The sequence below is a fragment of the Rhizobium sp. SAFR-030 genome, from assembly GCF_059415005.1.
Genome location: NZ_JBPFDO010000002.1, coordinates 588,904 through 614,978 on the forward strand (window position 1 = coordinate 588,904; position 26,075 = coordinate 614,978).

The window sequence follows — 26,075 nt, forward strand, 5'->3', positions numbered from 1 at the left end:
ACAGACATCGCAACGACAGGCCTGCACCCCTCGGCTTTCGCCCGGGACGCGCCGACTGGGCACAGAATGATGAAACGTTTAAGCCCCTGGTTTCTGGTGGCTCCCGCAACCCTGCTGGTAATGATCTGCCTGATCTTTCCCGTCGGCTCGACGCTTGCCGCGACATTCATGGACGCCAAGGGCTGGCTTGCTCCCTACACCACCTTCTTCAGCAGCGGGTTTCGCCGCACCGTGCTGTACCGGACGATCGAGATCTCGCTGATCACCACCATCATCTCGGTGATCCTCGGCTTCATCGCCGCTTATGTGGTGGCGCACATGCCGGGTCGGCTGAAGAGCATCATGATCATCGCCGCGGTCTTCCCGCTGCTGACCGGCGTCGTCGTGCGCTCGTTTGCCTGGCTGATCCTGCTCGGCAAGAACGGCATCCTCAATTCGGCGCTGCTGTCGCTCGGCATCATCTCCGAACCGCTGACCATGCTCTACACCGAGGGCGCGGTGATCGCGGCGATGGTCTACCTGTTCGTGCCGCTGATGATCCTGACGCTGGCGGGCGTGCTGGAAGGTATTCCCAAGGACGTCATCGAGGCGGCAAGCTCGCTCGGCGCCACGCCCTTTGCCGCCTTTCGCCAGGTGATCCTGCCGCTTGCCATGCCCGGCCTCATCGTCGGCGCGGTGCTGGTCTTCACCGGCAGCTTTACCTCCTACGCGACGCCGCAGCTGCTCGGCGGCGAGAAACAGATGATGATGGGCACCTTCCTCTACCAGCGCGCCATGGTCACCTTCGACTGGACCGGCGCCTCGACGATCGCCGCGATCATGGTGGCCGTCACCATCGTCATCGTCGTCCTGATGACGCGGCTTGCACGCCGCCTGAACCCGATGGCGGCCTGACATGACCACCAAGCTTCACCCGGCGCTCATCGCCATCGCATCGCTGATCTTCGCCATCCTCATCGCGCCGTTGTTCATCATCCTCGGCGCATCGGTGAGCGACACCAGCTTCCTCACCTTCCCGCCGCAGGGCTTTACCCTGCAGTGGTATGCCAACATCTTCCAGGTCACCGCCTTCCGGACGACAGCGATCACCAGCCTGCAGATTGCCTTTCTCGGCACGTTCCTGGCGCTGCTCATCGGCATTCCGGCCGCCTATGCGCTCAATCGCTTCCGCATCCGGCTGCCGTCCTGGCTGTCGAACGTCTTCGTGCTGCCGATCCTCGTGCCGGAAATCGTCCTCGGCTTTTCACTGATGAAGTCGATCACCATCGGCCTGGAGCTGCCGGTGTTCTCGACGCTGCTGATCGGCCACACGCTGCTGGTGCTGCCCTATGCGGTGCGGGTGGTCGGCGCCAGCCTCGCCTCGTTCGACTTTTCCGTCGAGGAGGCTGCCATCAGCCTCGGATGCCCGCCGCTGAAGACGTTTCTGACCGTCGTGCTGCCCAACATCAGCGCCGGCGTCATCGCCGCCTTCATCCTTGCCTTCATCACCTCGATCAACGACGTGTCGATCTCGCTGTTCTTGACCGGCCCCGGTATCTCGACGCTGCCCATCCAGATCCTTGCCCACATGGAACAGTTCTTCGACCCGACGATCGCCTCGGTTTCAGTTCTGCTGATGCTGCTGACCGTCGGCGTCATGGCCGTCGTCGAGGCGACGCTCGGCCTCACCTTCCTGACCAAGTGACCTTCCTGACAAAGTGAAACACCCGTGACCGTATCGCTTACCCTCGACAACGTCTCCGCCCATTATGGCTCCACCCAGGTGCTGCAGGACCTGTCGCTTGCCGTTGCGGCCGGTGAACTCGTGTCGCTGCTCGGCTCGTCCGGCTGCGGCAAGACGACGACGCTCCGGCTCGTCGCCGGCTTCCTGGAACCGACGGCCGGATCCATCCGGCTGGGCGACCGGGACCTGACGCGGCTGCCAGCCCACCAGCGGGATATCGGTCTGGTGTTCCAGAACTATGCGCTGTTCCCGCATCTGTCGGTACGCGACAACGTCGCCTTCGGCCTGAAGCAGCGCGGCATCGCTGGTACTGAGCGCAGACAGAAAGCGGATGCCATGCTGGAGCGCGTCGGCCTGTCGGCCTTCGCGGAGCGCATGCCGGCGGCGCTCTCTGGTGGCCAGAAGCAGCGCGTGGCGCTCGCCCGTGCGCTGGTCATCGAGCCGCCGCTGTTGATGTTCGACGAGCCGCTGTCCAATCTCGATGCCAAGCTGCGTGTGGACATGCGCGTCGAGATCCGCCGTCTGCAGCGGGCCAACGGAACGACATCGCTCTACGTGACGCATGACCAGGAAGAAGCCTTCTCGATCTCCGATCGGGTCGCCATCATGAATGCCGGGCGGATCATGCAGCTCGACCGGCCGGAAGTTCTCTACCAGCGGCCGGCAAACGCCTTCGTCGCGCGGTTCGTCGGCTTCGAGAGCCTCATCGACATGACGGTGACGGATCGCAACGGCGATGTGGTAACGGCGCGAACCTCGGACGGCGCGACGCTCACCCTGTCGCAGGCCGTATTCGGTGCCGTTCCCGATCGTTTCGTGCTCGCCGCAAGGCCGGACGGGCTGGCTGTCAGCCGCGCCGGCGAGGGGATCCCCGTCACGCTCGGCATCCGCACCTATCTCGGCCGCGCCTACCAGTATCAGTGCACCACGGCAGCCCATACCTATCTCGGCAATGGTCCGCTGTCCGAACTGCTGGAGCCCGGCATGCCCGCTGTGCTGATGCCGGTTGCCGAACAGTGCTGCATCCTGCCGCCGGAAAGCTGAGCCCCGGTCGAGCGCGGCCGGTCAGAAGACGACCGGCTGCACCGCGCCTGTCTGGACGTTGACGAGGCCCTGCGGGGCATACTCGCTCGGCGCCACGAGCACCCAGCGCCACGGCGCGCAGGTGAGGGTGGCAAACGCCAGCCGCTCCGGAAGCCCTGGAAACCAGCGTGGGCTGAAGGTCGGCTCGTACATCCAGTCGATCTTCTCGCCCTCGGCATAGAGCGCCTGCATCTCTTCATGCAGCGCTTGCGGCGATCGGCAGGTCATCAGGCCCGCCACCTCGTAACGCACGGTTGCCACCACGCGTCCACCCGTCACCAGCGCCCAGCCACCGTCGTTTTCGGCAATCGCATTGACCGCCATCGCCATGGCCGCATCGGACGATCCGACGCACCAGATATTGTGTTTGTCGTGCGCCATCGAGCAGGCGAGGGCAGTGTCGGGTGTGCGCGGCCCGGTCCCGACCCAAAACATCTTCGAGACGGCACCTTTGCCGGAAAACCGGTCGACGACGGAGAACTTGGTGATGTTGCGGCTCTCGTCGCGCTGCACAAGCCCACCCTCGACGGGAAGCTCGTAGGTCAGGAAGGCGTCCGCCCAGTGGAATGGCCGGAGCACCGCCGCCTGCATCGTCTCGCGTCCCGGTTCGGCGAAGATGGAGAAATCCGCGTCGGTCAGCGGCCGGCCGATGTTGATCGTCTTCGTCGCCCATTCCGGCCAGTCGATCGTTGGCACTTCGGGCAGGTAGGTCGTGCCCTCGGAGATCTGCCGGCCGTCGGCCCAGACCTTGGCGATCTGAAAAGTCTGCACGTCCGACAGCAGCACGATATCGGCATAGCGGCCCGGCGCGATCGAGCCGACGAACGGCGTCAGGCGCATATGGCGGGCAGGGTTGATCGTCGCGCACTGGATGGCGATCTCAGGTGCCAGGCCGGACTGGATGGCGAGCCGGACATTGTAGTCGGTGGCCCCCATCTTCAGCGTGTCGGAAGCACTGCGGTCGTCGGTGGTGAAGGCGATCTGCGACCAGTCGGCGAGCCCCTTCTCCAGCAGGCCATTGATGACCTCGGGAAGGCTGTGCGGGCGCAGTTCCATGAACAGGCCGTGGGTGAGCTTGTCCCAGAACTCCTCCAACGTCCACGCCTCGTGATCGGAGGCGAGGCCGGCTGCAGCAAAGGCGTTGATGGTCGCCATGTCGCGAATGCCAGCCGCGTGCCCTTCCACGACGCCGCGCTGCTCGAAAGTCGCGCGGATCATGCCCCAGAGGCGATCGTAGGACGGGTTGTCGCGGTTCCAGACGGCCGGCCAGTCCATCACCTCGTCGAGGCCGGCGACCATCAGGCTCTCCTTGAGGAAGGCCTTCTGCTCGTCATAGCCGAGATAGCCACCGCCATGCTCGTAGCCGGTCGGAGGCACTGCAGAGCCGGGGAGGGGGAAGATCTTCAGCGGCGAGCCCGCCTCGCGCGCCTTCAGCCAGAATTCCAGCGTCTTTGCGCCATTGACGTTGGAGAATTCGTGGCTTGCCTCGCAGGTCCAGGTATTGCCGCGGGGAAGCACCAGCGCCGCCTCCCATTCCGGCGTCAGGTGCGAGCTTTCGATATGCTTGTGCACTTCGCCGAGCCCCGGAACGGCGGAGAGATCCGGTTCGTGGACGCGCAGTGCAACCTCGCCGGGGTAGCTTCCGGCCGGGCCGACATAGGCGATCCGCCGGTCCTTGATGACGATTTCCTGATCCAGCGACCAGGTCCGCGTCGCCACGTCCAGCAGCCGCCCGACACGCAGCGCGACGTCAGCCGGCTCCTTGCCGAGCGCCACCAGCGTCAGCTGCTGGCGGATGGCGATTTCGGTGGCGGCGCTGGGATTGATGTCGATGGGCGGGAGACGCGACACGGGTCACTCCTGGATGACAGACGGCGAAGCGGGATACCCCGCAGCCGTTGCGGAACATGGGCAGGCCTCCGCCTTACCGCCCGGGCAGGGGCACTGCAACAGCCAAGTTGGGGCGGCGCCGGCAGTGTCAGTCCGTTTCGTCCTCCTCGATGCCGAGCACGCCGCTCAGTGCATCCGGGTTCATCTGCCGGCGGCTGAGCAGGCCCGCATCCTCAAGGCGTTCGAGATCCGGCAGGTCACGCAGTGATGTGAAGCCGAAGGCCGAGAGGAACGTTTCCGTCGTCACATAGGTATAGGGCGAACCAGGCGTCGGGCTGCGCGGGCCGAAGGTGATGAAGCCTGCCCGCCGGATGCCGGCGATCGTATCGCGGCTCACCTCGCGGCCGTAGATGCGCGACAACTCGCTGCGGGTGACCGGCTGGAAATAACCGATCATCATCAGCACCAGGGCTTCCTGCTGCGACACCTCGTCCGGCATGGCGACCGGTGCTCCGGAGGCGCGCACCACCTGCGCGTAGCCGGGTTTGGTCCGGTACTGAAAGCCGCCTGCCACCGAGACCACGTCGAAGGGCCGTGCCTGAAGTTCGGCACGGATGTCGTCGATGATCAGGTCAAGGTCGCAGTCGCGTCCGACGACCCTCGACAGCATCTCCCGGCCGACAGGTTCGGCGGAGGCAAACAGCACGGCCTCCACGCGGTTCATCCATTCGCGCCAGCGGGCGTCGGGAGCCATGGCTTCCAGTTCGGTATCGAGCGTGTTTGAGGACCTTGGGCTGCGGGCCATGGCTAAAGCCCGAAAACGCGGAAATTGCTGCGCCCGGACAATTCCCGCACCGCATCGAGCGCCAGCAGGCGGTCGAACAGCCGCCGCGAGGCGAAACGCGAGAGGCGCGGCGTCGTCAGCGAGCCCGGCACCGCATCGTCGCCGAGCAGCAGATCGAGCGCCTCACCCGCACCCTTGGCCCGCAGCTTCGGCGCCACGGCAAGAAGGTGTGCGCTGCGCCGGTCGAGTTCGGCTGCCAGCCGCAAGGCATCCGCCACCCCATCCACCAGAGCAAGGCAGAGCCCGCGCAGGAATTCCGGGGATCCGGGCGCCGGACGAGGCGCGCCCTTCTCTGCCCGAAACTGCGCCGAGTAACGCTGACCCATCGCCAGGGGCAGGGCGACCGGCCAGCCGCACAGGTCGCGCAGCACAAGGTCGGCGATCCACCAGCCGAGGATTTCGTAGTCGGGCCCGACCGCGCCCACATCCGCCAGTACGGATGCCATAGCATGCGGTGCCGACACGGTCTGCTGCTTCGCCTCCGCCACCCGATCGGCAAGCCCGTCGAGCCCTTCCGTCCAGGGCAGGCCGAGGCTGGCTGCAAGATCTTTCAGCACGTCGTCCCGCAGTTCCAGCCGCGGCCGGCCGAGCCGTTTCCAGGCGCCGTAGATATTGCCGGAAGGTCCGGCGTCGTCGCCGGCCCTGCGCAGCACCCAGGCATCACGCAGTTCGGCTTCGGCTTCGCGCCGCCCGGACATCCGCACCGCAACGGCTGCACATTTCAGCGCCTGACGCTGGCGCCAGACGCCGGCCCAGGGCGGATCCGCGCGCACCACCCGGTCGAGCGCCAGGAGTGCGGCGCCGCAGAGGAAGGCAGCTTCGGCTTCGCTCCCGGCAAACGCGCTGCGCTTGGCCCAGGCGGGCACCTGGAAGCGCAGATCAGTGGCGGCAGCAGGCTTCGGCGCTGGAATCATGCCGGAAATGATAGAGTTTTGCCGGCCCGACGCCATAGCCGTCCGGCAAAGCACACAGATCTTCTGGTCGACCTGCGGCCGCAGCACGCTCCGCCGTCACCGGTTGCCGGCAAGCGGCCTAGATCTCGTGGATCCTGACACCCGGCACCACCGCCTTGGCGATCTCACAGAGATGCCGGTGATGGGTGAGGTAGATCACCTGACCGATGCCGGCCATCTCGCCGAACAGCTTGAAGACCTCTTCCGACCGAAGCTCGTCGAAGGTTTCCATGATGTCGTCGGCGACGAACGGAACCGACGGGCGCACGGCGGCGAATTCCTCGTAGCCGGCAAGCCGCAGGGCGAGGTACAGCTGGTAGCGCGTGCCGGTCGACATGGCATCCGAGAGCTTGGAGGCGCCGTCGCGGGCGACGCCGATGAGGATCTCCTTGTCCTTCTCCGGCTGGGCGGCGAGACCGGAATAGTCGCCACGGGTGATTTGCCGGAAAGCCTCCGACGCCCGCTTCATCATCGAGCTGCGGTGCTTTTCGCGGTAGAGCGACAGCGCATTCTCGGCGGCCAGAGTGCCGGCGCGCAGCTTCAGGTAGCCGATCGCCAGATCCTCGACCTCGACCAGCAGCGTCGACCGCTGGGCTTCCAGCCGCGCCACGGCATCGTCGCCGCCGACGGCCTCGACCTTGTCCTTCGCCCGGCTGAGTTCGGCAAACAGCACCCGGCTGCGCTCGGCCAGATTGTCGATGCGCTCGGCCAGCTCCTCGGCCTGGCGCGCCAAGTCGTCCGCGTCGATCTCCGACAGCGCGGCCTGCGCCTCAGCCAGCGAACCAAGCTTCAGCTCGGTCAGGATCTGTTCGCGCACCTCACCCAGGCGTCGCTCAAGCCGGTCGCGCTCGGCCGCCTGCTCCATCCGCAGGCTGACATCGGTGAGCGTCTCGACGCCGAACAGGCTCGTCATCTCCAGCCTGTTCGCCTCGTGTTGGCTCATCTGGTCGGCAAGCCGTGCCTGCTCCTCGTGCGCCGCGGCAAGATCTGCGGTCTTGGCTTCATATCGGACACGGCTTTCCTCGGCCTGCGCCTTCAGCAGGGCGAGCGCGTCTGCGTCCTCCAGCACGGTCGTGCCCGTCTGGCCCAGACCCGCCGCTCGCTTCAAGACGTCCACATCGCCGGCGAACGCCTGCATGTCGCGCTGCATCATGGCGATCCGCTGGGCAAGCTGGTCGCGCTCGCGCACCAGTGCTGGAAGTTCCGCCAGTGCATCGAGGATGGCGCGAACGGCGGTCGGCTCGCTTTCCTCGGCAAACCAGGTGCCGGCCAGCGCATCGCTCCATGCCGACTGCCACTGGGCATCCAGGCGCTCCGCATCCTGAAGCTCGCGCTCGCGCTCGCTCACATCCCGCTGCAGATCCGCAAGGCGGGTGACTAAGCCTGCGCGTTCGGTCGCCTGAGTGACCGCTTGCCCAAGCATTTCGTCCACGACGTCGATCGACTTGCGCAGATCCAGCCGGTCGCTCAAAGGCCAGCCAAGGTCTTCGACCGCCTCCCGCAGCTCTGCGAAGTCGCTGTCGAGTTCGGCGCGCAACGTGTCCCGGCGCACCTGCGCCTGTCGAAGCGAGGCAGCGGCCGCAAGGCAATCCTTGCGGCGGCCCGACCAGGCTTCCAGAAAGGACAGCTGTCGATAGATGTCGTGCTCGGGATCGGTCGCCACCGGCAAAGCACGGACGACAGCGTCCGACAGCGTCTGGCGCTCGGCAAGCGCATCGCGCTTCAAATCCTCTTCACGCGCCAGCGCCGCGGCAATCTGATGCTGTTCCTGCCCCAACTGACGCAGCTCTGCCAGATCCTTGGCATTGAGCAGGCGAGCCTCGGAAAGCCTGTCATCCTGTTGAAGTGCGACCTCGAAGGCATCCGCGGTTGCTGCGTCCATCTTCGCGCGATGCAGATCCCACGCCTTGCCGCGCGCCTCCCGCCGACGTGCCGCCGTCTCGTCGTCCAGCGCCTCGCCGCCCGTCTGCAGGGCCGACAACCGTGCCGCGATCTCTGCCTGGCGTGCCCTTAGGTCGCGCAGCCGCTCGCTCGAGCGTGCAAGGCGACGGTCGAGATCTTCGGCCGCGCTGCGCCATGCGGCGATCTGCCGATGATCCGCCGGCACGATCGTTTCCAGCTCGGCGATGTCTCCGCTCCAGGGGGCGAGCGTCGCGAGATCCCGATCAAGCTCGTGCTGCATCTGCGCAAGCGCCCGCTCTTCTATGCCGAGCCGCGTCTGGCCGTCGCCCTTGCGCAGCCGCGACAGCAGGCTTTCCAAACGACGCGTCGAACCGGCGCGCCCGGTGGAGGTTTCCGACGCATCGGCACGCAGCTGCATGTCCTGCAACAGGCGCTGCGTCCGTTCCAGCTCGCGCTCGCCGTTGCGCAGGGTTGCAGCGATCCCGGAGCGGGTCTCGATCAGGTCACGTAGCCTGGCAGTTGTCGTGGCGCGCAACACAAGCGACGAGGGATCGGTGTGATCCTGTTGGCCGAGCGATGCGAGGAGGGCGGCCAGCGCCGCCTCCTTCTCCGCCAGAGAAAGCCGCCGTCTCGGCAGGTCATCCTCGGCCGTGCGATAGCGCGCGCGCCCGTCGTCGAGGCCGGCAATCCGGTCTGCCAGCGACAGAACCGACGTATCGACGGCGATCTCCGCGAGATCTTTCTCCAGCCGATCGATCGTCCGCTGCAGGCTCGATGCCTGCGTCTGAAGCCGTGTCTCGTCGCGCAGCAGCTCCGGCAACAGCGTGACCCATGCGCGCGGCGGACGCGGCAGTTCGCCGAACGTCGTGACTTCGTTCTCGATGCGGGAAAGCTCGCGCGACAGCGGAAGTGCGCGCAGCAGCGCCGTCACATCTGCCTGGCGGGCCCGTGCGGCAGACAGTTCACCGAGCGTTTCGCCGTAGGCCTTTTCCGCCTGCGCCCGCGCTGCCACCAGCCCGGCATAGGCCGACGCATAGGTGTCGATCGTCTCGCGTTCTGTCTTCAGCGTCGCCAGTTGCTGCTTCAGTTCCGCCAGCCGCGTGTTGCGGGCACGCTTCTTGTAGAACTGGCTCGCCTCATCGCCGGCCGCCGTCAGCACCCGGCCGATGTCGGCAAGGCCGGCGCTGGCGGAAAACAGAAGCTCGCCCAGATCGCCCTTGCTTTCGACGATCGCCGCACCGCCGTCGCGCAGCGACCGCTCGTCGAGCGAGAACATTGTCCGGTAGGTCTCGCGCGTCAGGCCACCGAGCGCCGAAGACAATAGCGCTTCATTGAGCGGCTGCCCGCGCGCATCCAGGAGGCCGCTGGTGCGGTGCTTGATGCGGACCAGCTCCTGCTCCCGCCCGTCGATATCGAGGACCGCACCCACCTGCATCGCGTGATAGGCGTGCAGAAAGTTGTAGGCGCTGCGCTCGGGGATGCCGAACAGCAGGTCGAGATAGGCGGAAAAAGCGGTCGACTTGCCGGCCTCGTTGAGGCCGTAGACGATGTGCAGATCAGGACTGCCGGTCGGCGCCGGGCCGAAGTCCAGGCTCTGCTCGGTAAACTTGCCGTAGCGTGTCAGGTCGAGACGACGAAGCCGCATCAGCGCGCTCCGCCATCGGCCGCAAGCCTGGCCATCAGGTCTTCGCCGCCGTCGCGGATCAGATCATCGAGAAAACGGTCGAACGCGGCCGGGTCGCTGCCGGCGAACCGCCGGCTCTCCGGTGGCAGGTCGTCGAGCAGGCTCTGCACCATCTCGCGCACATCCTCGCGAAAACCATGCGCGGTCATCACCTCTTCGCGCATCAGCACGCTGAGTTCCAGGATCGGATCGCTGCCCGATGCGGCACGCGTCTCGTCCGCCGGAACATCGACGGCAAGTTCCAGCTTCTCGATCCAGGTCCGCCCGGTCCGCTCGCCGCGCTGCTCGGCTTCGGCCTGCAGCAGGTCGCGGTCGCGGCGGATGGTCCAGGCGAGCGGCGTACGACCAACCAGCCGCAGACGCACGACGAGGTGGTCGGAGCGGGTCCGCTGCCGTTCCTGTTCCAGTGCCGTGCCGATATGCTCGACGACGCTTCGCCAATCGTTTGCGCCGGTGATGTCGACCGTCAGCCGGGCGAACTGCGCAAGGCTCGTCAGCCGTTCCTCGACCCGCACCGAACCGTCGTCGCCAATGGTCACCAGCGACACGGTCTTCTCGCCGGCTTCGTTGATGTCGCGGCCCTGCGGCATGCCGGGCATGATCACGGTCCGCTCGCCGGCATGGTGGGTGCGCTGGTGGATGTGGCCGAGCGCCCAGTAGGCAAAGCCGGTGCCATGAAGGTCGACAAGCGAGCAGGGCGCGTAGAGATCGTGACCGGAAGCCCCGGCAAGGCTCGTGTGCATGATGCCGATATTGACGGCGCCGGGGGTCGGCGGCCGGTACTTTGGCAGCAGGCTTTCCGGCGCCTGCGGTTTGGAAAAGCTGAGGCCGTGGATCGCGACATCGATGCCGCCGGTCGTCAGTTCGACCGCTTCCGCGCGACCGCCGAAGACCTTGACCGAAGGCGGCAGCACCAGCTCCTGGGTGATCCGCGACAACGCATCGTGGTTGCCACGGATCTTGAACACGGCGATGCCCGCCTCGTGCAGGCGCTGCATCTGGGTCGCGAGGAAGCGGGCGGTCTTCATCGAGGTCTGGTCGCCGTCATAAAGATCGCCTGCGATGATCAGCGCATCGACCTGTTCCTCGAGGCAGAGGTCGACGATCCTGATCAGCGCCCGACGCGTCGCGTCACCCACCAGATCGGCGAGTTCTGCATTGCGCAGCGACAGTGAGCGGAGCGGCGAATCGAGATGGATATCGGCGGTGTGGACGAACCTGAAGGGCATGCCGCTTTCTAGCCGGTCCAACCGGCGCGGGCAATGGCGACGAGATCTCGTGCACCGGTCTTCGGATCGCCGGGCGGCCGTGCTGATCCAGTCCTGGGCGCCGTTGACTTGGCGCCCGGTTTGTCGCTAGGGTCTCCGCATTCCGAGGGGAGCACCGAACGGTGCTGAGATGGCGTGGAGCCGGACCCTTGAACCTGATCCGGGTCATGCCGGCGTAGGAACGGAAAATGCGCATGTGACCGCGCCGCTTTCTCTTCTCCGCTTCACCTGGATCTCCGTGCTGTCAAGGTTTGGAGATCGCCATGCGTTGTTGTTCGGCTGCTTCTCGCAGCATCGTCGTCTTGCCCCGAACCCCGCTTAAGTCCGCCGGCTGAGCCATGCGTGCGTCCGAGGCGAGTTTTGCCCTGATCCTTCTTGCGGGTGTGTGGCAGGCAGTCGTGACGGTGCTTGCGCCGCCGCGTTACCTGCTGCCGTCACCGCTTTCGGTCGCCGACGTGTTCGTTCGCCAACCGGCTTTCCTGCTGCATCACGGCCTGATCACGGCTGGCGAGATCCTCGTCGGCCTGCTGGTGGGAAGCCTTCTCGGCGCCGCGACGGCTATTGCGGTGGCGGCAATGCCACGCCTCGGTCAATTGATCTGGCCGCTGGTGCTGGTCATCCAGGCGTTCCCGGTCTTCGTGCTGGCACCGGTACTGGTGCTCTGGTTCGGCTTCGGCATCGCCTCCAAGGTGGCGATGACGGTGATTATCATCTTCTTCCCCGTTGCCTCCTCGCTCGCCGACGGCCTGCGCCGGACCGACCCGGACATCCTCGACGCGGCAAGGCTGACGCCGGCCAGCCACTGGCAGATCCTGCGCCATCTGCGCCTGCCACTGGCGCTTCCGTCGCTGGTCTCCGGCCTGCGGGTTGCCGCGCCGCTTGCACCCTTGGGCGCCGTCGTCGGCGAATGGGTCGGCGCGGCCGGCGGCCTCGGCTTCATCATGGTGCAGGCCAATGCCCGCATGCAGGCCGACATGCTGTTTGCCGCCATGATCGTGCTGGCGCTGTTCACCGTCGCTCTGCGCCTTCTCGTCGACCGGCTGACGGCCGGCCTTGCTCCCTGGGCGCGCGAGACCCTCGACGCTCCTCTTTCCTCGCCTCTCTCACTGAAACCCAGAAGGTCATCCCGATGAAACGCCTGCTGCCCGCTCTCGCCACGGCGCTCCTGATCAGCCTTGCTCCGGCCGCCGCCCAGGCCGCCGACAAGCTGTCGGTGCTGCTCGAATGGTTCGTCAATCCGGACCACGCGCCGCTGGTCGTCGCCCAGGAAAAAGGCTTCTTCCGCGACCAGGGGCTGGAGGTCGAGCTCATCCCGCCAGCCGATCCGTCGGCCGTGCCGCGGCTCGTCTCGACGAAGCAGGCGGATGTCGGCATCCACTACCAGCCGAACCTCTACCTCGACCATGCGGCCGGCCTGCCGCTCGTCCGCTTCGGCACGCTGGTCGAGACGCCGCTCAACACCGTAACCGTGCTCGCTGACGGGCCGATCAAAAGCTTCAAGGACCTGAAGGGCAAGAAGATCGGCTTTTCGGTCTCGGGCTTCGAGGATGCGATGCTGAAGCGGATGCTGGCGGGCGAGGGCGTCGACGTGAAGGACGTCGAGCTCATCAACGTCAACTTCTCCCTGTCGCCCTCGCTGATCGGCGGCAAGGTGGATGCGACCGTCGGCGGCTTCCGCAACTTCGAGCTGACGCAGATGCGGTTGGAAGGTCACGAAGGCCGCGCTTTCTATCCGGAAGAACACGGCGTGCCAATCTACGACGAGCTCATCTTCGTCACGCATAAGAATCTGGTGAAGGATGACCGCCTGCCGCGATTCCTGGCAGCGGTCGAACAGGCGTCGGTCTATCTGACCAACCATCCGCAAGAAGCCTGGCAGATGTTCATCAAGGCTTACCCCAACCTCGACGACGCGCTGAATCGCCAAGCCTTTACCGACAGCCTGCCGCGTTTCGCCAAGCGGCCGGCAGCGCTCGATCGCGGCCGTTACGAACGCTTCGGCGCCTTCATGGCGGAAAGCGGGCTTGTTCCGGTCGCGCCGTCCGTCGACGATCTGGCGGTGGAACTGCGATGACGGCGCCGAAATCCACACTATCGCCGGCAACGGCCGCCAACCTCTTGGCCCGCGTCCGCCAGGCCCGGCCGCGCGTCCACTGCCTGATGAACACGGTGGTGCAAAAATTCACCGCTGATGGCATCTCGGTCATCGGCGGCATTCCGTCGATGACCTCGTCCATGGAGGAGATCGCCGATTTTGTCGCCCGGGCCGACGCTCTGACGATCAACCTCGGCACGCTCGATGCGGAGCGGCGAAAGGTGATCCGGCTGGCCGTCGATGTCGCCAATGCCGAGGGCAAGCCGTGGATCCTCGATCCGGTGCACTGCGACTACTCGCCGACGAGGCTGGCCTTCGCCCGCGAGCTGATCGCGCTCGGGCCGACGGTCGTGCGCGGCAACCGTGCGGAAATGCAGCTGATCGGCGAGACGCGGTCTAGCCTGCGCATCCAGACGGGACCCGTCGATCTGCTGGAGGATGACGGCCGGCGCGTCTCGGTCGCCAATGGTCATGCCTGGATGGCCCAGGTCACCGGCACCGGCTGCCTGTCGGGCGGCGTCATTGCCGCGTTTCTGGCGGTCGAGCCGAACGCGCTGACGGCGGCAGCCGCGGCGCTTGCAACCACCGGCGTTGCAGCGGAAGTGGCTGCCGCTGAGGCGCGCGGCCCGGGCAGTTTCGAGCCTGCCTTCCTCGATGCACTCGCCGCACTCGACGGCGCCGATCTCCTCCAACGGGCACGGATAGACCATGACACGCATTGACTACCGCCTGAATGCCATCGTCGATGCCGGTCTGGCCGATGTCGGCCACCTGCCGGACCTCGCAGCGATTGCCGCCAAGAATGGCGCGACGCTGATCCAGTACCGCGACAAGACGGCCTCGACCCGCCTGATGATCGAGCGGGCGCAAGCCATTCGCGACGCACTCCTCGGCACTGGCGTGCCGTTCGTCGTCAACGATCGGGTGGATGTGGCGCTCGCCGCCGGCGCGGATGGCGTGCATCTCGGCGCCGACGACATGAACGCCGCCACCGCACGCCGGCTGCTCGGGCCGGGTGCCATCATCGGGCTGACGGTCAAGACGCAGGCGGATGCCGATCGCGCCGGTCGTGCGCCCGTCGACTATGCCTGCATCGGCGGCGTGTTCGAGACGCTGTCGAAGGTCAATCCGGATCCGCCGGTCGGGCTCGATGGGCTGAAAGCCCTGCGCGATACCATCCGCCGGCTCAACCCGGCGCTGCCCGTCGGCGCCATCGCCGGCATCACGCTCGATCGGCTACCGGAAGTCATTGCCGCCGGCGCCGATGGTGTCGCTGTCATCTCCGCGCTGTTTCGCACGACGGACATCGCCGGTGCGGTTCGTGATTTTCGCACCCGTATCGACATCGCATTGAAGGAGCCGCGCATATGACGGCGATTGCGCTGACCATTGCAGGATCGGACAGCGGCGGCGGCGCCGGCATCCAGGCGGACCTGAAGACCTTCTCGGCGCTCGGTTGCTACGGCGCCAGCGTCATCACCGCGATCACGGCGCAGAACACCCGCGGCGTCACGGCAGTCGAGGATGTCTCCGCGCCGATGATCGTCGCACAGATGACTGCAATCTTTTCCGATTTGGCGGTCAGTGGCGTGAAGATTGGCATGGTGTCGCGGATCGAGACCATCCACGCCGTTGCCGAGGGATTGTCCGGCTATGGCGGCCCGATCGTCGTCGACCCGGTGATGGTGGCGACCTCCGGTGATCGGCTGCTGCAGGAGGATGCGATCGCCGCCCTGCGCGAGAACCTGCTGCCGCTGGCCAGGGTGGTGACGCCCAATCTGCCGGAGGCCGCGCTGCTGACGGGACGGCCGGTCGCGACCAGCGAATCCGAGATGGAGGATCAGGCCCGCCAGATCCTGACCTTCGGTGCCCAAGCCGTGCTGATAAAGGGCGGCCACGCGACAGGCGACGAAAGCGTCGACCTGCTGGTGACCGCGCAAAGCACGCTGCGGCTGACGGCGCCCCGGATCGACACCCGCAACGATCACGGAACAGGCTGTACGCTGGCCGCGGCGGTCACCGCGCATCTGGCGCATGGCATGTCGCTCGTCGAGGCAGCGCGGGAGGCCAAACGCTATCTGCATGCGGCGCTTGTCGCCGGGGCAGGGCTGCGCGTCGGGCAGGGCCGTGGACCAGTGCACCATTTCCATGGCTGGTGGCCGGCGTGATCAAGCGCCTGGAAGCCGGGCTCGAAGCACTGCTCGGAGCGCTTTCCGCAGTGCTCCTGCTGATGCTGCTGTCGACGGTGATCGTCAACGTCATCCTGCGCTACGGCTTCCAGTCCGGTTTCGTCGGGATCGAGGATCTTGGCATCTGGCTGCACCTGGCGCTGATCGCCGTCGCTTCGCCGCTCGCCCTCAAGGGGCCGCTGTCGATGCGCTTCGACGTCGGGCTGCGGCTGATGCCGGCGCGCCTGAAGCGGGCAGCCGAAATCGGCGCCGATGCGGTGAGCACCATCGCGGCGCTGACGTTGCTGTCGAGCGGCTGGCAGACGATGGCACTCCTCGGCGGCACGTCGCCGACGCTCGGCCTGCCCGAATGGCTGCGTTTCCTGTTGTTCGCCGTAAGCGGCGGACTTCTGCTCGCCGTCCTGCTGCTCCAGCGTACCAATGAGGGCCGCACCCGAGACGTGATCATTTCCGTCCTCGTCGGGGGCGGGGTCTATGCGCTGGCGCCGCATCTGTCGATCGAGACGTCGCTGCCGCCGAGCGCGTTCCTCGCGATGATCGCCGGCTTCGGCCTCCTGATGTCGGCACCGCTGGCGCATGCGTTTCTCGCGGCCGCAGCGCTTGCTGAGCCGTTCGGCAGCAGCCTCACCGAGCCGGCACTGGTCTCTTCGGCCGTCAACGGCATGTCGAAATTCCTGCTGCTCGCCTTGCCGTTCTTCCTGCTCGCCGGCGGATTGCTGACTGTGTCCGGGGCTGCGGCGCGGCTGGTGGCGTTTGCCGCGACGCTCGTCGGGCACCGCAAGGCAGGGCTCGCCCAGACCGTGCTCTTGACCAGCGTCATCTTCTCCGGCGCCTCCGGCTCCTCGGTCGCCAATGCCGCCTTCGGCGCCGCCACTTTCCAACCGCACCTGGTGAAGAATGGTTATCCACCGGCGCAGGCCGGTGCCGTCATCGCCGCCGCCTCGGTGCTCGACAATGTCATCCCGCCGTCGATTGCCTTCCTGCTGCTGGCGGCAGCGACCAACCTCTCGGTCGGCGCTTTGATGACCGGAGGCTTCTTCGCCGGCGGCGTCATGGCACTGTTCCTCGCGATCGCCATCCACCTGTCGGTGAAGGCGCGCCCGGAGGGGCGGGCGGCAACCGGCGCGGAGCGAGCAGCCGCCGCACTCTCGGCGCTGCCGGCCTTCGGGCTCGGCGTCATCGTCGTCTTCGGCATTCGTTTCGGCATCGTCACGCCCACCGAAGCGGCGGCCATGGCTGCGGCCTACACGCTTGTCCTTGCACTCAGCGCTCGGCTCTCGGCAAAATCCCTGTTCTGCGCCTTCCGCCAGGCGGCCGCGGAAGCCGGCGCCATCGGGCTGCTGATCGGTTCGGCGGGACCCTTCGCCTTCCTGCTCGCCGTCGACGATGTCGGCGGCCTGATCGCCGGTGCCGTGAACTCCTTCGGCAGCAGCCCCTGGCTGGTCCTGCTGATGGCCAACCTGGTCCTGCTGGTGGCCGGCCTGGTGCTCGATATCGGCGCGGCCATCCTGCTGCTGGGGCCGATCCTGCTGCCGGTGGCGACCGCCGCCGGCATCGATCCGCAGCGCTTCGGCGTCATCCTGGTGGTCAACCTGATGATCCACGGGCTGACGCCGCCGATCGGCATGCTGATCTTCGTCGTCTCGGGCGTCACCAAAGTGCCCGCGCCGGACCTCTTTCGCGCCGTGCTTCCCTATCTTTTCGCCCTTCTGTTGGCGCTTGCCGCCCTGTCCGCCGCCGCCCTTCTTCTCTGAAAGGACTTCAAACCATGCTGACCCGCCGCACCCTGCTCAAAACATCGGCCGCCGGTCTTCTCGCAGCGCCGATGCTGTCGCATCCGGCCTCGGCAAGGACGATGGCGATCACCGTCGCCTCGCTGCTCGGCGAGGACAAGCCGGAGACGAAGATCTGGCGGCGAATCGTCGAACGGGTGGAGGCAAGGCTCCCGGGCCGCTTCCGCTTCAACATCGTGCCGAACGGCGCATTGGGGGGCGAGAAGGAGGTGGCCGAGGCCATGCGGCTCGGATCGGTGCAGGCGAGCCTCTCCACCGTCTCGGCGCTGTCAGGCTGGGTGCCGCAACTGCAGATTCTCGACCTGCCCTTCCTGTTTCGCGATGCCGCCCACCTCCGTCGCGTTGTGGAGGGCGATCTCGGACAGGACCTCGCAAAGCGACTGGAAGCGGAACAGTTCATTGCCTGCGGCTTCATCGATTACGGCGCACGCCACCTGCTGACGAAGGAGCCGGTGACGCGACCGGAACAGATGAAGGGCAAGCGCATCCGGGTCATCCAGAGCCCGCTGCACACCAGACTGTGGAGCGCCTACGGCGCCGCGCCGGTGGGCATCCCGATCACCGAGACGTACAATGCGCTCTCCACCGGCATTGCCGATGCCATGGACCTGACGAAATCCGCCTATGCCGGTTTCAAGCTCTACGAGGTGGTGCCATCGATGACTGAGACCGCCCATATCCGAGCCTCCGGCGTCGTCTATTTTGCCGCAAGCTTCTGGAAGCGGCTGGGAGCCGAAGAGCAGGTGATCCTGCGCCAGGTGGCGGCTGAGGGCGCGCTCTACTTCAACCAGCAGATCCTCGAGGACGAAGCGCGGTCGGTGGAAGTGGCGCTCGCGAATGGCGGAACGCTGCTGGAGCCTGAGGACATCGAGGCATGGCAGGCGGGCGCTCACGGTGTGTGGCAGGATTTCGCGTCGGTGGTCGGCGGCATGCCGCGCATCGAGGCTGTTCTCAAAGCCTGAGGTATCTGGCATCGGCGCGGCTTTCGGCCTATGACGAGGCACCATGAGCGACGATGAAACGCCTGCCGAACCGAGCGTGCCGACGGCACGCATGCTGACATGGGTGCGCAACTCTGCCGCCTATCGGCTGGCAAAGCAGATGATGACCGAAAAGCAGCTGTCGGACGCCATCAGCCGCAAGGCGCGGCAGAAGTTCGATGGTATCAGCGACGAGCAGGTGGAGGCGCTGGCAAAGGCCGCTGTCGCCTTCGGGCTCGACCTCAAGGCACTCGATGACACCGCCTACGCCGAGATCCGCACCCGCTCGTCGGCGCGCGCCGGCAAATCGCGCAAGGCCATCGCCCAGGCGCTCTCCCGTAAAGGCATCGACCGGGAGATCGTCGCGCAGGCAGTGAGCGACACGGACGACCTGAAGGCGGCGATCGTCTACGCCCGCCGTCGCGCCTTCGGGCCGTTCAGGCGCGTCGAACTCGATGACCGGCAGAAGGCCAAGGAACTCTCCGCTTTCGCGCGGCAGGGATTTTCCTATGACATTGGCGCGCGCGTTTTTCGTATGGATCGCAATGAGGCGGACGAGATGCTGGGTAGCGACGCCTTCTCGTGAGCGGCTTGCGCCGTTTACCCTGTCACGCCGCGCCCGAAGGATTTTGCGCAGGTATAGTTCTTCTGCGAAATCAGGATGATAGGCTATGATCATCAGCGTTTTCCGGCGCGGTCGGGGTGCCAAATTGTAGAGCCGGATGGGGCTCCGGAAAGGAGGCGTTAACCTTTATTTTCTACTCCATAAGACTGCCAATTCAGTACGCGGTCGGTGCCATGCAATTTCCCAGAACCAACTTCAACCAAGCCTCCCAGAACGGCCAGTCCGAGGATGGACCTGAGCCGGTAGCGACGCATGGCCAGGAGGCTCTGCCGCAATCGGTCGATCCCAACGCAGCAGTGATCCAGCATGCGCCGTGGCAGGCCGCTTTCAAGCTGGCGCCCAATGTCCGTTTTACCCGCACGCCCGAGACGGCACTGGCACGTCCGCGCGGCCGTGATCCGGTCGGCCCCGTCGCGCCGGAGGAACGCGTGCCCGCGGCAACCGGCCGTCTTGTCGAACCCGTCGACGTCGATCCATCCGCCCTGCCGCAGACCGAGACCCTGGCACCGGAACTGCTGGTGACGGCGCTGAACGGCGTCGCATCCGCCATGCAGCAGCCGATCCCCGCCAACCTGCCGCAGATGCCCAAGGTCAAGCCGGAGCCATCGCCGCGCGCGCTGATCTTCAAGCGAACCCGCCCTGAGGCCGATCCGAAGCCGCAGGAAGCCGCGCCTGCCGCAGCACCGGTTGCCCTCACCTTGCCCGAACCCACGGTCGCTGTGGCTCTGGTCACCACACCGGCGCCTGCAAAACTCTGGCTGTCGGACTTCGCCTTCTTCGAGGCTGGTATCGAGATGGAAGTACCGGCGCAGGCCGCTGCGCTTCAGCCGGTCGTTGCCGCGCTGCCCATCGCGACGCCGGCCGTGCCCTATGTCGGGCGTGCTGCCGAAATCGTCCGTCAGTCGCTGCCGATCGAGCCGAACACGGTGACGGCATTGTACCGCGAAGTCCGGCCCGGTGCGACGCCGCGCCCAGCCATGCAGGTAGCGGCACAGCCACCGGTCCAGTCGGTAGTTCATCCGGGTGCAACGCCCGTCTCGCAGGCTGCTGCACCGGCGCTTCCGGTCCAGACACCGCCGCAGGCGGCGGCCGTCGAACCTCAGCCCGTCGAACCGGTGGCCCCGGCCGCGCAGACACCGGCACCGCTGGTCAGCATCCATGCGGCACCGGCGGAACGCACGATCCCGATGACGATGCGTCGTCAGCAGCCCGGCCTGCTCGGCCTGGCCGGTGGCCTGACGCCACGCGTCAGCGACGATTCCTACGAATTTCCGCCGATCTCGCTGCTCCAGCAGCCGTTCGGTCAGCAGGCAGAAGCCGTGCAGCCGGATGCCCTGCAGCAGAGCGCCGGACTGCTCGAAAGCATCCTCGAGGATTTCGGCGTCAAGGGCGAGATCATCGACGTGCGTCCGGGCCCGGTCGTCACGCTCTACGAATTCGAGCCGGCACCGGGCGTCAAATCCTCACGCGTCATCGGCCTTGCCGACGACATCGCCCGTTCCATGTCGGCACTTTCGGCGCGTGTCGCGGTCGTTCCCGGTCGCAACGTCATCGGCATCGAACTGCCGAATGCCGTGCGCGAAGTGGTGTTCTTCCGCGAACTCATCGAGTGCGAGGATTACTGGGAAACCAAGCATCGGCTGCCGCTCTGCCTCGGCAAGACGATCGGCGGCGAACCGGTCATCGCCGAACTTGCCAAGATGCCGCATCTTCTCGTTGCCGGCACCACCGGGTCTGGTAAGTCGGTCGCCATCAACACGATGATCCTGTCGCTTCTCTACCGGCTGCGTCCTGAGGAATGCCGCCTGATCATGATCGACCCGAAGATGCTGGAATTGTCCGTCTATGACGGCATTCCGCACCTGCTGACGCCCGTCGTTACCGATCCGAAGAAGGCCGTTCTCGCGCTCAAATGGGCCGTGCGCGAGATGGAGGATCGTTACCGCAAGATGTCCCGGCTCGGCGTGCGCAACATTGACGGCTACAACACCCGTGCGGCCCAGGCCCGTGAGAAGGGCGAGACGATCACCGTCAGCGTCCAGACCGGCTTTGATCGCCACAATGGCGAGATCGTCTACGAGGAGCAGGAGCTCGACCTGTCGCCGATGCCCTACATCGTAATTGTGGTCGACGAGATGGCTGACCTGATGATGGTCGCCGGCAAGGAGATCGAGGGCGCCATCCAGCGGCTGGCGCAGATGGCGCGCGCCGCCGGCATCCATCTGATCATGGCAACCCAGCGCCCCTCCGTCGACGTCATCACCGGCACGATCAAGGCGAACTTCCCGACGCGTATCTCCTTCCAGGTCACCTCGAAGATCGACAGCCGCACCATCCTTGGCGAAATGGGTGCCGAGCAGCTTCTCGGCCAGGGCGATATGCTGCACATGGCCGGCGGCGGGCGCATCAGCCGCGTCCACGGACCATTCGTCTCGGATGCCGAGGTCGAGCACGTGGTGACGCACCTGAAGGCGCAGGGGCGTCCGGACTATCTCGGCAACGTCACGGAAGACGAGAGCGAGATGGACGACGAGCCGGACGCAGACGCTGCAGTCTTCGATCGCACCGGCATGGGCGGCGAAGATGGCGACGACCTCTACGACAAGGCCGTCAAGGTGGTGATGAAGGACCGCAAGTGCTCGACCTCCTATATCCAGCGGCGCCTGTCGATCGGCTACAACCGCGCCGCCTCGCTGGTCGAGCGGATGGAGCAGGAGGGCCTTGTTGGCCCTGCTAACCATGTCGGCAAACGCGAGATCATCTCCGGCAAGCCCTCCGGCACCAGCGAAGACTGATCCTTATTTTCCCTGCCGGGCAGCCGTATACCGGTTGGCCGGCATCGACAGGCCAAGGTTTTCGCGCAGAGTCGAGCCCTCGTACTCGTCGCGGAACAGGCCGCGACGGCGCAGTTCCGGCAGCACCAACTCGACGAAATCGGTCAGGCTTGCCGGCAGCGTCGGCAGCATCAGGATGAAGCCGTCGGCGGCTCCGGCCTCGAACCATTCCTCCATGAAGTCGGCTATTTCCGTCGGCGTGCCGGTAATCCCGTTGCCGGTGCTCTTTTCCGCATAATGGCGGATCAGGTGGCCGAGCGTGTGGCCCTGGCGGATATAGTCGGTCAGTTCCTCGAACAGTGCCTTCGAACCTTTCGGCTCGGCGGGCAGCCGCTCCATCGGGAACGGCTGTTCGAGCGGGGCGCCCGAGAGATCCGTCTCAAGGAACTCGCCGAGCATCCAGCGGCCGACATCCGGATGCAGGTTGTCGACGAGGAAATCCACCTTCGCCTGCGCTTCAGCCTTCGTTTCCCCGACATTGATGACGACGCCCGGCATCATCTTCAGGTCGTCGGTCGAACGACCGTACTTGGCCATGCGTCCCTTGACGTTCTCGGCGAAGGCCTTGTTGCGCTGAAGGTTCGAGGCAAGGCTGAAGACGATCTCTGCGGTGCGCGCAGCAAGCTCCATGCCCGGCTCCGACCCCCCGGCCTGGGCGATCACCGGCCGTCCCTGCGGCGAGGCGGCGATGTTCAGCGGCCCGCGCACCTGGAAATGCGGACCGTTGTGGTTCAGCAGGTGCAGCTTGTCCTTGTCGTGGTAGAGGCCCGCCTGCTTGTCGAGGATCAGGGCGTCCGGCTCAAAGCTGTCCCAGAGGCCGAAGACGACATCGACGAACTCGGCGCCGCGTTCGTAGCGCCAGCTGTGGGGCGGCAGGCCGTCAAAATTGTAGTTGTAGCCGGTCTCGTCATGGTCGGAGGTCACCACGTTCCAGCAGGCGCGGCCGCCGCTTAAGTGATCGATCGAGGCGAAGATGCGGGCGATGTTGAAGGGCTCATAGAAGCTCGTCGAGGCGGTGGCGACGAAGCCGAGCTTTTCCGTCAGTACCGAGAGTGCCGAGATCAGCGACAGCGGCTCGAAACGGTTCATCTTGGTCGGCGAGCGGGCGAGCGCATCCGCATCACCGATGGCAGCCGCCGGCGAATCGGCCAAAAACATGAAGTCGAACTTCGCCGCCTCGGAGATCCTGGCGACGTTGAGCAGGTGGTCGATCTTGTTGGCGCCGTGCACATCGGCATCCGGATGGCGCCAGGCGGCCGGGTTGAAGCCGAAGGTGTAGACGAAGGTTCCAAGCTTCAGTTTGTCGGGACGCGCCATGGCGACCTCCTCTCCATGGTGGGTTTTCAGGATCTGTCGGCAGGCGACAGCGGCCGCTGCAGCGGCGTAAAGCGGGCCGTCAGGGAGTGGCGGCTGCCGGGGTAGGTGAGGCGGACACGGGTGATCGTCTCGTCCAGCCGCCAGGTCTGGCGATCGACGACCAGCACCGGTGCCGCAGCGGCGATGTTCAAGGCAAGGGCCGCATCCGCCGATGCCGTCGCAGCCGAGATCCGGTGTTCGGCGGCGTTCCACGGCACGTGCTGCAAAAGCCATGGCCCTGGGGAAAGCGCAACGAAGGCTTCGTCTGCAGCTTCGGGCACGATCGACAGGTTGATGATCCGCTCCTCGAGGCAGAACGGTCGCTCGTCGGCCAGGTGCATCACCCGTAGCGCGATCAGTCTGCGGCGGGAGGGAAGGGCAGCGGATCGCAGTTCCGCCTTCGTCGGCAGCCGCAGTGTCCGCTCCAGCAGTTCGAACCGGTAGGACTGATCGAGCGCCCGGACCTCGTCGCCGATGTCGTAGATCTTGAGGATGGCGCTCTGCGTATCGCGGGCGGTGACGATGCTGCCGACCTTGCGCCGGCGCAGCACCAGCCCGGCGCGCGCCAATTGCGTCAGCACCTTGTTGACGGTCATCCGCGAGCAGCCGTAGGTCTCGGTCAGCGCCTGTTCGGACGGGACCTTGTGGCCGGGCGGCCAGCGGCCGGAGACGATGTTCTCCTGCAGATCGTCGAGGATACGCTGGTGCAGCGACGGGGCGGGCGACCTGCCGGTTTCCGGAACGAGTTCGCCGTGATGCCGCCCGACGCCTTGCATCGTCAGGCCAGCATGGATGCGCCGCGATCCAGATAGGTATCGAGGAACTGTTCGAGGCGCGGGTGGCGCGGCTTGGCGAAGACTTCCGAGGGCCGTCCGGTAAACTGCAGGCGGCCATGGTCGAGGAAGCTGATCTGCTGGCCGACGGTCGCGGCAAAGCCGATCTCGTGGCTGACGACGACCATGGTCATGCCTTCAGCCGCAAGATCGCGCATGACGTTCAGCACTTCGCCGGTCAGCTCAGGGTCGAGCGCCGATGTCGGCTCGTCGAACAGCATGATCTTCGGCGAGAGCGCCAGCGCCCGGGCGATCGCGACGCGCTGCTGCTGGCCGCCGGACAGCTGCGAGGGATAGTGGCCGGCGCGGTTTTCCAGGCCGACCTTCTTCAGCTGCGCCATCGCCCGGTCTTCGGCTTCGCTTTTCGCCACCTTGTGCACCGTCTTCAGTGCCTCGGAGACGTTGCCGAGAGCCGTCATGTGCGGCCACAGATTGAACTGCTGGAAGACCATGCCGATCTGCGAACGCACGGCGCGGATCTGGCCTGCCGGCAGCCGCTCGCGCTCGCCCCTGGCGTTCTCGTAGAAGCCGAGTGCCTCGCCGTTGACGGTGATCATTCCCTCGCTCGCCTCCTCCAGGAAGGCGAGGCAGCGCAGCAGCGTGCTCTTGCCGGAACCGGACGGGCCGATAAGACAGGAAACCTTGCCTTCGGGCACGACCAGATCGATGTCCTGCAGCACCGTGGTGGTGCCGAACCGCTTGACGAGCTTGTGGACGGAAATGGCGGGTAGCGTCATGGCGCGGCGAACCTAAGGGTGGACAGACGGGATTCGGCAAATCGGCCGAGGCGGGCGGCGGCTTCGACGATCACCCAATAGATGACCGCGAGCAGGAAGATCGCTTCGAGGAAGGCATATTCCTGCGAGCCGATGGCGCTGACGGTGGTCGTCAGTTCCGGAACGGTGATGATCGACAGCACGGCGGATTCCTTCAGCAGGATGACCGACAGGTTGACCGACGGTGGCAGCACGATCAGCGACATCTCCGGCAGCAGGATGCGGCGGATGATTTGAAGACGCGATAGTCCGAGGCATTCGGCGGCTTCGACGTGGCCGTGGGGAACGGCGCCGTAGCCGGCCCTGAAGATCTCGGAATAGTAGGCGGCGGCATAGATGCTGAGGCCGAAGAGGCCGCAGGGTATAGGATCGAGCGAAATGCCGATGAATGGTCCGCCGTAGTAGACGAGAAAAATCTGGATGAGGAATGGCGTGCCGCGCAGCACCTCGACCACGAGCCCGAGCGGCAGGTCGAACAGCGCGCCGCCATATCGGCGAAGGGTCGCCACGACGAAGCCGAGCAGCACGCCGAGAAGCATGCCGGCTATCCACAGAGCCAGCGTGACGCCGATGCCGCTGACGATTTCCGGCAGGTGCCGGACGATGACGTTCGGATCGAAAATCATTTGACCGCTCCCGGCAGCGAGCGCTCGGCGTACCGGCCGGCCATAGCAACGCACCAGCAGATCACCAGGTAGATCAGCGCGGCGGAAGAGAAGATCTGGATCGGCAGGTAGGTCGACGAAGCAAGGTCCTGCGCCATGCGGGTGATCTCGATGATGCCGACCACCGACACCAGCGACGAGGATTTGAGGATCATGATCGCCTCGTTGACCAGCGCCGGAAACGTCAGTCGCAGGGCGATCGGTATCTTGATGCGGACGAACACCTGGCGCGGCGAGAAGCCGACCATGTCGGCTGCCTCGACCAGGCCGCGCGGCACGCTCTCAAAGCCGCCACGCAGGTTTTCCGCCTGGTAGGCGGCAGTGCACAGCGTCATGCCGATGATGGCGGCGACGATGCTCGGCACGTTGAGGCCGATGAACGGCAGAAGATTGTAGATCAGCAGCAGCTGCACGAGGAGCGGCACACCGCGAAAGAAGCTGATGAAGAACTGCGCCGGCCGGACGAAAAGCGGCCGGCCCGAAAGCAGCGCCGCAGAGATCCCGAGCGCCAGCAGGAAGCCCAGCGCGATGGAAATGGCGCTGATGCCGATCGTCCAGGCAGACGCCTGCACCAGGAGCATGAAAAGCGTGAAGGACATCAGGAGCGCGCACCTGTCGCGGAGCCTGCTGGCGGGATGACGT

General features: G+C 65.9%; 22 protein-coding genes and 1 riboswitch. Of the genes, 12 read left to right on the top strand and 10 right to left on the bottom strand.

The genetic code is table 11. From position 1 onward, the window contains the following. Positions 1 to 69: 69 nt before the first annotated feature. From ACR65N_RS08405 to ACR65N_RS08415, 3 genes are read left to right on the top strand one after another with little or no spacing between them, the layout of a single operon-like run. Positions 70 to 894, top strand: a complete 825-nt coding sequence (locus ACR65N_RS08405) for an ABC transporter permease (RefSeq protein WP_440456795.1) — start codon at positions 70 to 72, stop codon at positions 892 to 894. 1 nt (position 895) lies between these two features. Continuing rightward, the gene (locus tag ACR65N_RS08410; RefSeq protein ID WP_440456599.1) at positions 896 to 1,684 is read left to right on the top strand and encodes an ABC transporter permease; all 789 of its coding nucleotides are present in this window, start codon (positions 896 to 898) and stop codon (positions 1,682 to 1,684) included. A 24-nt stretch (positions 1,685 to 1,708) separates the two neighbouring features. Next, positions 1,709 to 2,767: an ABC transporter ATP-binding protein gene (locus ACR65N_RS08415; protein WP_440456600.1), complete on the top strand. Its 1,059-nt coding sequence runs from the start codon at positions 1,709 to 1,711 to the stop codon at positions 2,765 to 2,767. Positions 2,768 to 2,788: 21 nt separating this feature from the next. Here ACR65N_RS08415 and ACR65N_RS08420 read toward each other — a convergent pair whose 3' ends face one another. The 5 genes from ACR65N_RS08420 to ACR65N_RS08440 all read right to left on the bottom strand — a co-directional run bounded on the left by ACR65N_RS08420 (position 2,789) and on the right by ACR65N_RS08440 (position 11,248). Next, positions 2,789 to 4,657, bottom strand: coding sequence for an adenine deaminase (locus ACR65N_RS08420; RefSeq protein WP_440456601.1), 1,869 nt, complete (start codon positions 4,655 to 4,657; stop codon positions 2,789 to 2,791). A 127-nt stretch (positions 4,658 to 4,784) separates the two neighbouring features. Continuing rightward, positions 4,785 to 5,441, bottom strand: coding sequence for an SMC-Scp complex subunit ScpB (scpB, locus tag ACR65N_RS08425; RefSeq protein ID WP_440456602.1), 657 nt, complete (start codon positions 5,439 to 5,441; stop codon positions 4,785 to 4,787). A gap of 2 nt (positions 5,442 to 5,443) precedes the next feature. Next, on the bottom strand, positions 5,444 to 6,394 hold the full coding sequence (locus tag ACR65N_RS08430; RefSeq protein WP_440456603.1) for a DUF1403 family protein: 951 nt from the start codon (positions 6,392 to 6,394) through the stop codon (positions 5,444 to 5,446). Positions 6,395 to 6,512: 118 nt separating this feature from the next. Beyond that, a complete protein-coding gene (locus ACR65N_RS08435) occupies positions 6,513 to 9,980 on the bottom strand; it encodes an ATP-binding protein (protein WP_440456604.1) in 3,468 nt (1,155 codons plus the stop codon). Then, a complete protein-coding gene (locus ACR65N_RS08440) occupies positions 9,980 to 11,248 on the bottom strand; it encodes a metallophosphoesterase family protein (protein ID WP_440456605.1) in 1,269 nt (422 codons plus the stop codon). The genes ACR65N_RS08435 and ACR65N_RS08440 overlap by 1 nt, the downstream gene beginning before the upstream one ends. A gap of 135 nt (positions 11,249 to 11,383) precedes the next feature. Beyond that, a riboswitch (TPP riboswitch) is annotated at positions 11,384 to 11,486 on the top strand. Positions 11,487 to 11,625: 139 nt separating this feature from the next. Here ACR65N_RS08440 and ACR65N_RS08445 point away from each other — a divergent pair. The 9 genes from ACR65N_RS08445 (at position 11,626) to ACR65N_RS08485 (ending at position 21,764) form a co-directional block, all read left to right on the top strand. After that, positions 11,626 to 12,420: an ABC transporter permease gene (locus tag ACR65N_RS08445; RefSeq protein ID WP_440456606.1), complete on the top strand. Its 795-nt coding sequence runs from the start codon at positions 11,626 to 11,628 to the stop codon at positions 12,418 to 12,420. After that, complete coding sequence (locus tag ACR65N_RS08450; protein ID WP_440456607.1) at positions 12,417 to 13,361, top strand: ABC transporter substrate-binding protein; 945 nt, start codon at positions 12,417 to 12,419, stop codon at positions 13,359 to 13,361. Before ACR65N_RS08445 ends, ACR65N_RS08450 begins: the two co-directional genes overlap by 4 nt. Continuing rightward, positions 13,358 to 14,104, top strand: a complete 747-nt coding sequence (locus tag ACR65N_RS08455; RefSeq protein ID WP_440456608.1) for a hydroxyethylthiazole kinase — start codon at positions 13,358 to 13,360, stop codon at positions 14,102 to 14,104. The genes ACR65N_RS08450 and ACR65N_RS08455 overlap by 4 nt, the downstream gene beginning before the upstream one ends. Further along, complete coding sequence (thiE, locus tag ACR65N_RS08460) at positions 14,091 to 14,753, top strand: thiamine phosphate synthase (protein ID WP_440456609.1); 663 nt, start codon at positions 14,091 to 14,093, stop codon at positions 14,751 to 14,753. The genes ACR65N_RS08455 and thiE overlap by 14 nt, the downstream gene beginning before the upstream one ends. Continuing rightward, entirely contained in the window at positions 14,750 to 15,550 is an 801-nt protein-coding gene (thiD, locus tag ACR65N_RS08465; RefSeq protein WP_440456610.1) for a bifunctional hydroxymethylpyrimidine kinase/phosphomethylpyrimidine kinase, read from the top strand. The genes thiE and thiD overlap by 4 nt, the downstream gene beginning before the upstream one ends. A gap of 62 nt (positions 15,551 to 15,612) precedes the next feature. Next, positions 15,613 to 17,325 (top strand): TRAP transporter large permease subunit, encoded by a 1,713-nt coding sequence (locus ACR65N_RS08470; RefSeq protein ID WP_440456796.1) that lies wholly within the window; start codon positions 15,613 to 15,615, stop codon positions 17,323 to 17,325. 14 nt (positions 17,326 to 17,339) lie between these two features. After that, positions 17,340 to 18,326 carry a TRAP transporter substrate-binding protein gene (locus tag ACR65N_RS08475; RefSeq protein WP_440456611.1) on the top strand — a complete coding sequence of 329 codons (987 nt, stop codon included), beginning with the start codon at positions 17,340 to 17,342 and terminating at the stop codon, positions 18,324 to 18,326. Between the two features lie 43 nt (positions 18,327 to 18,369). Continuing rightward, positions 18,370 to 18,930 carry a recombination regulator RecX gene (gene recX / locus ACR65N_RS08480; RefSeq protein WP_440456612.1) on the top strand — a complete coding sequence of 187 codons (561 nt, stop codon included), beginning with the start codon at positions 18,370 to 18,372 and terminating at the stop codon, positions 18,928 to 18,930. Between the two features lie 212 nt (positions 18,931 to 19,142). Next, positions 19,143 to 21,764 carry a DNA translocase FtsK gene (locus ACR65N_RS08485; protein ID WP_440456613.1) on the top strand — a complete coding sequence of 874 codons (2,622 nt, stop codon included), beginning with the start codon at positions 19,143 to 19,145 and terminating at the stop codon, positions 21,762 to 21,764. 3 nt (positions 21,765 to 21,767) lie between these two features. Here the strand turns inward: ACR65N_RS08485 and ACR65N_RS08490 are convergent, their stop codons facing one another. Genes ACR65N_RS08490 through ACR65N_RS08510 form a run of 5 tightly spaced genes read right to left on the bottom strand, consistent with a single transcriptional unit; the run spans position 21,768 to position 26,032 of the window. Next, a complete protein-coding gene (locus ACR65N_RS08490) occupies positions 21,768 to 23,120 on the bottom strand; it encodes an LLM class flavin-dependent oxidoreductase (RefSeq protein ID WP_440456614.1) in 1,353 nt (450 codons plus the stop codon). A gap of 26 nt (positions 23,121 to 23,146) precedes the next feature. Beyond that, a complete protein-coding gene (gene hutC / locus ACR65N_RS08495; RefSeq protein WP_440456615.1) occupies positions 23,147 to 23,935 on the bottom strand; it encodes a histidine utilization transcriptional repressor HutC in 789 nt (262 codons plus the stop codon). Between the two features lie 2 nt (positions 23,936 to 23,937). Next, positions 23,938 to 24,729: an amino acid ABC transporter ATP-binding protein gene (locus ACR65N_RS08500; protein WP_440456616.1), complete on the bottom strand. Its 792-nt coding sequence runs from the start codon at positions 24,727 to 24,729 to the stop codon at positions 23,938 to 23,940. After that, the gene (locus ACR65N_RS08505; RefSeq protein ID WP_440456617.1) at positions 24,726 to 25,394 is read right to left on the bottom strand and encodes an amino acid ABC transporter permease; all 669 of its coding nucleotides are present in this window, start codon (positions 25,392 to 25,394) and stop codon (positions 24,726 to 24,728) included. The genes ACR65N_RS08500 and ACR65N_RS08505 overlap by 4 nt, the downstream gene beginning before the upstream one ends. Beyond that, positions 25,391 to 26,032 (bottom strand): amino acid ABC transporter permease, encoded by a 642-nt coding sequence (locus ACR65N_RS08510; protein ID WP_440456618.1) that lies wholly within the window; start codon positions 26,030 to 26,032, stop codon positions 25,391 to 25,393. The genes ACR65N_RS08505 and ACR65N_RS08510 overlap by 4 nt, the downstream gene beginning before the upstream one ends. Positions 26,033 to 26,075 lie beyond the last annotated feature (43 nt).

Excerpts from the sequence above, each read along its gene's own strand:
- ACR65N_RS08405 (WP_440456795.1), top strand. The coding sequence starts at position 70 with ATGAAACGTTTAAGCCCCTGGTTTCTGGTGGCTCCCGCAACCCTGCTG.
- ACR65N_RS08410 (WP_440456599.1), top strand. The coding sequence starts at position 896 with ATGACCACCAAGCTTCACCCGGCGCTCATCGCCATCGCATCGCTGATC.
- scpB (WP_440456602.1), bottom strand. The coding sequence starts at position 5,441 with ATGGCCCGCAGCCCAAGGTCCTCAAACACGCTCGATACCGAACTGGAA.
- ACR65N_RS08430 (WP_440456603.1), bottom strand. The coding sequence starts at position 6,394 with ATGATTCCAGCGCCGAAGCCTGCTGCCGCCACTGATCTGCGCTTCCAG.
- ACR65N_RS08435 (WP_440456604.1), bottom strand. The coding sequence starts at position 9,980 with ATGCGGCTTCGTCGTCTCGACCTGACACGCTACGGCAAGTTTACCGAG.
- ACR65N_RS08440 (WP_440456605.1), bottom strand. The coding sequence starts at position 11,248 with ATGCCCTTCAGGTTCGTCCACACCGCCGATATCCATCTCGATTCGCCG.
- ACR65N_RS08445 (WP_440456606.1), top strand. The coding sequence starts at position 11,626 with ATGCGTGCGTCCGAGGCGAGTTTTGCCCTGATCCTTCTTGCGGGTGTG.
- ACR65N_RS08450 (WP_440456607.1), top strand. The coding sequence starts at position 12,417 with ATGAAACGCCTGCTGCCCGCTCTCGCCACGGCGCTCCTGATCAGCCTT.
- ACR65N_RS08455 (WP_440456608.1), top strand. The coding sequence starts at position 13,358 with ATGACGGCGCCGAAATCCACACTATCGCCGGCAACGGCCGCCAACCTC.
- thiE (WP_440456609.1), top strand. The coding sequence starts at position 14,091 with ATGACACGCATTGACTACCGCCTGAATGCCATCGTCGATGCCGGTCTG.
- thiD (WP_440456610.1), top strand. The coding sequence starts at position 14,750 with ATGACGGCGATTGCGCTGACCATTGCAGGATCGGACAGCGGCGGCGGC.
- ACR65N_RS08470 (WP_440456796.1), top strand. The coding sequence starts at position 15,613 with ATGCTGCTGTCGACGGTGATCGTCAACGTCATCCTGCGCTACGGCTTC.
- ACR65N_RS08475 (WP_440456611.1), top strand. The coding sequence starts at position 17,340 with ATGCTGACCCGCCGCACCCTGCTCAAAACATCGGCCGCCGGTCTTCTC.
- recX (WP_440456612.1), top strand. The coding sequence starts at position 18,370 with ATGAGCGACGATGAAACGCCTGCCGAACCGAGCGTGCCGACGGCACGC.
- ACR65N_RS08485 (WP_440456613.1), top strand. The coding sequence starts at position 19,143 with ATGCAATTTCCCAGAACCAACTTCAACCAAGCCTCCCAGAACGGCCAG.
- ACR65N_RS08490 (WP_440456614.1), bottom strand. The coding sequence starts at position 23,120 with ATGGCGCGTCCCGACAAACTGAAGCTTGGAACCTTCGTCTACACCTTC.
- hutC (WP_440456615.1), bottom strand. The coding sequence starts at position 23,935 with ATGCAAGGCGTCGGGCGGCATCACGGCGAACTCGTTCCGGAAACCGGC.
- ACR65N_RS08500 (WP_440456616.1), bottom strand. The coding sequence starts at position 24,729 with ATGACGCTACCCGCCATTTCCGTCCACAAGCTCGTCAAGCGGTTCGGC.
- ACR65N_RS08505 (WP_440456617.1), bottom strand. The coding sequence starts at position 25,394 with ATGATTTTCGATCCGAACGTCATCGTCCGGCACCTGCCGGAAATCGTC.
- ACR65N_RS08510 (WP_440456618.1), bottom strand. The coding sequence starts at position 26,032 with ATGTCCTTCACGCTTTTCATGCTCCTGGTGCAGGCGTCTGCCTGGACG.